The 5,935-nt window shown below is 47.2% G+C and carries 5 protein-coding genes and 2 pseudogenes; 3 read left to right on the forward strand and 4 right to left on the reverse strand.

Annotation, left to right across the window (positions count from 1 at the left end):
* From ABYV26_RS18675 to ABYV26_RS18685, 3 genes and pseudogenes are all read left to right on the forward strand, one after another.
* Positions 1-592, forward strand: a pseudogene (locus tag ABYV26_RS18675) (methyltransferase domain-containing protein); the annotation flags it as partial.
* A gap of 120 nt (positions 593-712) precedes the next feature.
* Positions 713-1,219: pseudogene (locus tag ABYV26_RS18680) on the forward strand (DUF2284 domain-containing protein); the annotation flags it as partial.
* 24 nt (positions 1,220-1,243) lie between these two features.
* A complete protein-coding gene (locus ABYV26_RS18685; protein ID WP_372682872.1) occupies positions 1,244-1,846 on the forward strand; it encodes a DJ-1/PfpI family protein in 603 nt (200 codons plus the stop codon).
* Positions 1,847-2,372: 526 nt separating this feature from the next.
* On the opposite strand, the gene ABYV26_RS18690 is transcribed toward ABYV26_RS18685, so the two are convergent.
* From ABYV26_RS18690 to ABYV26_RS18705, 4 genes are all read right to left on the reverse strand, one after another.
* Positions 2,373-4,010, reverse strand: coding sequence for an IS1634 family transposase (locus ABYV26_RS18690; protein WP_372682873.1), 1,638 nt, complete (start codon positions 4,008-4,010; stop codon positions 2,373-2,375).
* Positions 4,011-4,175: 165 nt separating this feature from the next.
* Positions 4,176-4,454: a transposase gene (locus tag ABYV26_RS18695; RefSeq protein WP_372682874.1), complete on the reverse strand. Its 279-nt coding sequence runs from the start codon at positions 4,452-4,454 to the stop codon at positions 4,176-4,178.
* Between the two features lie 15 nt (positions 4,455-4,469).
* Positions 4,470-4,982 carry an IS1595 family transposase gene (locus ABYV26_RS18700; RefSeq protein ID WP_170302432.1) on the reverse strand — a complete coding sequence of 171 codons (513 nt, stop codon included), beginning with the start codon at positions 4,980-4,982 and terminating at the stop codon, positions 4,470-4,472.
* A 135-nt stretch (positions 4,983-5,117) separates the two neighbouring features.
* A partial coding sequence (locus tag ABYV26_RS18705) for a multicopper oxidase family protein (protein WP_372682875.1) occupies positions 5,118-5,935 on the reverse strand: 818 nt, incomplete at its 5' end.

The following is a 5,935-nucleotide window of genomic DNA, read 5'->3' on the forward strand; positions in this document are numbered from 1 at the left end:
GCTACCGAGCTCTGTGGCAGCCTCATATTGCGGAGTGGGCAATCCTTTTTCCATTGGGCCAATAAACAATGGTGAGGCGGTGCTGGACATTGGCTGTGGAGCCGGTGTAGACACTTTGATAGCCGCTATGATGACAGGACCCACGGGGACAGCAGTTGGAAGCGACCTGACTGCAGAGATGTTGGAACGGGCAGAAAAAAATCTTAATCTAACGGATCTTAAAAACGTTACCTTTAAAAAGTCCTCCGGCGAGAAGCTGCCTTTTGAAGACAACAGCTTCGATGTTGTGGTTTCCAACGGGGCAATCAACCTGATTCCCGATAAGACCGCCACTTTAAAAGAGGCTCTGCGGGTGTTGAAACCTGGCGGACGGCTGATGATCGCAGATCAAATTATGGTTGGCCAGTTGGAAAGAGACCTGAAAGCCAGAATAGATAGTTGGTTCCAATGAGAGGGTGGAGCCATACCGGGAAAGGATTTCCTGGCTTTATTGGAAAAAGTTGGTTTTCAGAAGTGTGAACTCATTGGTGACACAGGATTTAATAGTACCCCAAAAACCAAGGGAACCTTGTTCCGCGCAGAAAAACCTGCATTATCAACAAAACTTATAAAACCGGTAGCCAATACTGTGCACAGCGATAGAAAGGTGCCTCCTATGGGAAAAAAATCACCGCCCGCTATAGATAGGGTACTTGAAAGAGCTCATGCCATTGGGTGTGAAGAGGCAAAGATTATCGACACCAGAACAGTAATTGTCGAAAAATGGGTTCGGTGGAAGTGCCTATATGGATGTCCCTTTTACAACAAAGATGGATTTCACCCGCCATTTGCTCCCGGTGCAAATGAAACAAAAGAGGTCTTAAGCGAGTTCACTAAAGCAATATTGTTGAAAGGGCCAAAAGGGAAAGCCCTGACGGATATTGCTGTTAGGCTTGAGGGCGAAGCCTACAAAATGGGCTTTTATAAAGCCTTTGCGCTTACAGCTCTGCCCTCAGGTGCTGGCGGCGAAGCTAATTCAGGTGCTACCTGACCCTCTGGCGAAGATGAAGGTCCGTGCGACCTTCAAAAACCTGAGGAAGCAAAAAATAAAGTAAGACCCATGATGGAAGCTTGTGGTATTGACGTCTTCCGAACAGCCAGAAATAATGGGTTTGATATTGACACACAAAAAGAGACGTACGGGCGATGGAATTTTTTTGCTTTGGTATTAATTGAGTAACTGTATAGGGCGATGTTAGGAAAAATGACAAAAAGTGATTCTGTGGACATTTTACTTTTTTTGGCCCAGGGATTCGAAGATCTTGAGGCGGCTAGCGTAATTGATGTCTTTGGATGGACTCAATACAGGGATCATATCCCTGATACTAAGGTTATAACAACCGGTTTTCATCCAACGGTAACGGGACGATACGGTATCAAGATAGCTCCGGATATCCAATTTAATGAAATTTATCCTTCAGATTACAAAGCATTGGTGTTACCGGGTGGATTCCATAGTCATGGCTTTGATGAAGCTTACGATCCTCGAATTCATGAACTGGCTCGCAATATTCATCAAAACTGCGGTTTTATCGCAACAATGTGCGTTGGGGTTTTGCCTATTGCAGACGCCGGGCTTCTTGAAGGGAAAAAAGCCACTACATACCCGTACAGCAAAAATCATGATAATTTCAGCCGATTAAAAACCAATGGTGTCATCACGCAAGAAGAAAATATTGTAATAGATAATCGAATCATTTCCTGCAAAGGACCCGGTTCGTCACTTGAGGTTGCATTCTTATTGATGGAATGCTTAATGGGTTCTTCTGTCGCAAATGAAGTAAAAAAGTACATGGTATATAAGTAAGAAAGCGTGAATGGTCGTTAAGAATCGATGCTTTTTTTATACGATGTCTTGGCGTAAAAATGTTTTTTAAGAAGCTTGGCAGAGCTTCAGTGTAAATGGAATTTAGTTAAAATTCCGTGAGGACCCCAAACCCCTTTTTCTTGAGTCTCCATGTGGATTTTTGAACAACATCTTCAAAAGTGCCCGCGACTCTGGTGTTAAGATAATAACTCATACATCCACTGTCCATTTATATTAAATGAATGCGGTTCTCTATGAAGCTCCAGTTGTCGCAAAATACTCGGATAGCGGGTCCAGATCCCAGGGAATCTCTGGCCAGGTTATCCCGGGCGTTTTTAGCGCCTGCTGAACGATGCGCATGAACTTTTTTCCGATGCTCTTGGATTTGCGACGATTGAATCGAAAGACATACTCGTCCAGGTAATTCTGGCTTATTTTGAACAGTTGATTTTTGGATCTTATTTAATTTCAGCATAATACAGTTATGCAAATTGGTCTTGGCACTACCTTTCCTGAGGATGTGCGGTTAAGCGACTGCTTTGATAGTGGGCGGAAGCGCCACTCGAACTGATTGAAAGACCTTGCCACAAACACCCTTGCATTCGGTTCGAATGGCAAAGCATTTGCCGTTTTCTTCAATCTCGACCTGCTTGAGCGCTTTCAGATCCTGCTTGATGTCGGACCACTCAAACCGGTGTTTGTTATCAGCCAGACGCTGATCGAGTTCTTTTCGAAGCACAAGTGCCAGAAAGCTGCAGAAGACATGGCCGGCAATATTTTCATCCTTTTGATGATAAACAGGTCTGGTTTCCAATAGGGACTTCATATCCCTAAACACGCGCTCCACGCGCCACAGTTCCTTGTACTTGAGAGCTACCTTGTCGGCAGGCAGTTTCGTGTTGGTCGTCAAGACCCACTTGCCGTCAAAACGCGCATCGGCTTTTACCTTTGCCGGGTCGATTCGGGTACTGTCTTTGGCGACCTTGAGATACCTTCGGTAGCCTCGATTGCCGACTAAAGAGGTTGCCCCTTGTTTCAACTTGCGCTTCAACGATTCGAGAATAGCCTCTCGGTCGGCGGCATCTTTTCGTGCCTGGCGCTCATTTAAGCAGACGATATACCGGGTGCCCTCATGAATCACTTCCTTTACCTTCAGTGGGGCTGGCTTTCGCCGATCGGCGCTTTCCGGATAAACTTCGCTGTAGCGTCCTGCGCGGGTGAGAATCTTGGTATTGATCCTTTTGACCTTACGCATGCGGGTGCCAAGGATGTAGGGCGTTTCGTCCTCATCAAGCTTTTCAAGGGTACCCGCGCTGATCATTCCACGGTCGGCAACGATACAACATTCGCCGACGCTAAAGCGGCTTTGCAACCGCTCCAACTCAGGCAGCAAGGTAGTGACATCCGTCGTGTTACCTGGCCACATCTCGCAGCAGATGGGACGACCGGTTTCATCGAGAACCGCCCCAACGACCATTTGGAAAAGATCCGGTCTGTGATCCTTGCTAAAGCCTCTACGACCGAAGTGCTCGCCCCCCTGGCCCTGGAAGTAGATCGAGGTCGTATCGAAAAAGACCAGATCCAGATTCGAGAAGAGATCGCGGTTTTTGTAAAAGAGCATCTCTTCGATCAGATCTTTGTTTCGGCGAGGGCCAAATTTGCCTGCCGCATGCTCCTCGGGAACGACTTCACCCAAGAAAGTCATGGCCCGATAAAGATGATGCAGAGCAAGCGTCTCTGTGCCGGGAATCAAATGATCGCGCTGCCATTTTTCACAGAATCGATCCGAGCCGGATACCATCAACCGGTGCAGGACGGTCAAGAAGATCGCCCGCTCCACATCGAACTCGAACTTACGCCCTTTAAGAAGTTCGTTGATACAATCCTGAATTCCGCTTTCTTTCCACAGGCGATCGAACACAAGGGCCGGCCCGATGGTCATGGCATGAGCGCTGACATCGCTCTGGCCGGAAAGAATCAGCAACGCTTTTTCAGAAAACCTGGAAAGCGAGCGGATCAACGTCTCGATACGGCCTTTATCCTGAAGCTGATCCATGCGGCCGACGGTGGCAATTACGCGCTGCTTTACACGGCCCTTCTCTTTTCGGTTTTCAACGATCTGCAGATATTGGTACTTGCCGGACTTTTTGACACGCGCGAACATGGGAAGGCCTCCGTTTGTTTGAAGACACCCCCATTTTATTATCAAAGATCAATATTGACAATAACTATGTGCATATTCTGTGGCACTACCTTTTTGCGATTTTCTGGAGTCGCATATAATAAATTCAATCGGTTATGAGGCCAATAGGCTCACCAACTGTTCAACTTAAGTCTGGAGGTATCTCGGTTCGAATCGGCCCTGATACGTTCCTCGGATCAATCGCTTGAGCAGGGTCGTCACCAAATGAGCACCATAGAGCTTGTCATAGTTTTTGGTCTTGCTTTGATTGGTAATTTCGCGTCCAAACTGTTCTTTATCAATGATGTTGTAGCTTTGCCAGTCATCTGTAGCAATGGTTGCGCCGGGCTCGATATTGTCGAGAACGAAGGTTTCCAGAGAGTACCCGGAGCAGTCCAGGGCGACATGCAAACGAATGCGACCCATTCGCTTTTCTATGTCTCAGCGCTCAACGGCAACCGCTACGATGGTTTTTCCTTCGGCCCCTCGACCTCGCTTGCCAGAACGTTGACCACCGATGAAGAACTCATCGACCTCGACGCGGCCGGACAGCTTTTCACGCTCATGACGCACAGTGCAACGCCGGAGCTTTTGAAGCCAGGTCCAGGCGGTGCCGTAACTGCCAAAGCCCAGCAGTTCCTTCAGGTTCGTGGCACTGATGCCTGATTTACGGGTGGTGAACCACCACATGGCTTTGAACCAGTAGGTGACCGGCTTTTTGGAACTGTCCATAATCGTTCCGGCCGTCAGAGAATGCTGGTGTTCACACTGGGTACAGATATAAAGGTTCCTTGAACTTAGCCAGTACTGTTGGCAACTGCATCTTTTGCACACAAAGCCATCGGGCCACTTGAGCTGAAACAGGTACTGGTAACAGGCACCCGGATTGGAGAAACGGGCATCGAATTCGATTTCGGATCTTGGAAAATCCTCGGTAATGGTAAAGTCTGTCATGGCGGCCTCCTTTTTGGTTGGTTGTGAGGCCATCATAACTCAGCGGTGTGACAGATCCGGTCACACCTGAACTCACTGGAGTTTCATAGAGAACCGCATAAATGAATTCAAATTTTTGTGTTTTTTGCGCACATTTTAAATGTGCCGATCAGAACTGATGGTGTCCCTTACAAAATAATTACGCATCATCCCCATATCCTCATGCTCCAAGTTGTGACAATGGTACAAAAACAAGCCTGGGTAATCATCAAATTCGACTAAGAATCTGATTCGCTCGCCGGGCATAATCAAGACAGTGTCTTTCCAACCTTCGTCCACATAGCCTTCATGCATGACACCACTTCGTTCAATAACTCGAAACTGCTTACCATGGAGATGAATGGGATGTGGCATATTCATCATGTTCATCATTCCACCCCCAGTATTGTGAAATTCCCAAATCTCCTTCGAACCTAATTGAACAATCTCGTCATCTGCTACCTCTTCCATCTGAAATACCCGACCATTGATCGACCATTGCATATGCTGCATCGTGAGAAAAAATTGCCTGGGATTAAGAAAATTAACGGCTTCATCTTGCTGAAGGGGGCTAATTTCAGAAAGCTTCTCTGGAAGCGGTTGGTTTTTTTCCACACGCTGCGTAACTTTAATGTTGAATATAGAAAAACCAGCACCGTTTGGAAGGTTTTGATTCTGACCCATTCCACCCATCATCATTCCGCGTCCCATTCGTCTGCCCCCCATGCCTCCGGTGTCGAAAGGAAGGCTTATCAGGGATGTCTCATATCCGACTTGGCTATCATAAAAATCGGTCCAGAGCTCTATCCTTTCCCCCGGGCTTAAAAACACATACTGACGGCGGACCGGTCTTTCCAACAATCCACCATCTGTGCCGATGATGGTAAGGGGGCGACCATCTTTCCACGCCAGTTTATATATTCGCGAATTGGAGC

Source organism: Desulfosarcina sp. (assembly GCF_041551955.1).
Lineage (GTDB): Bacteria > Desulfobacterota > Desulfobacteria > Desulfobacterales > Desulfosarcinaceae > Desulfosarcina.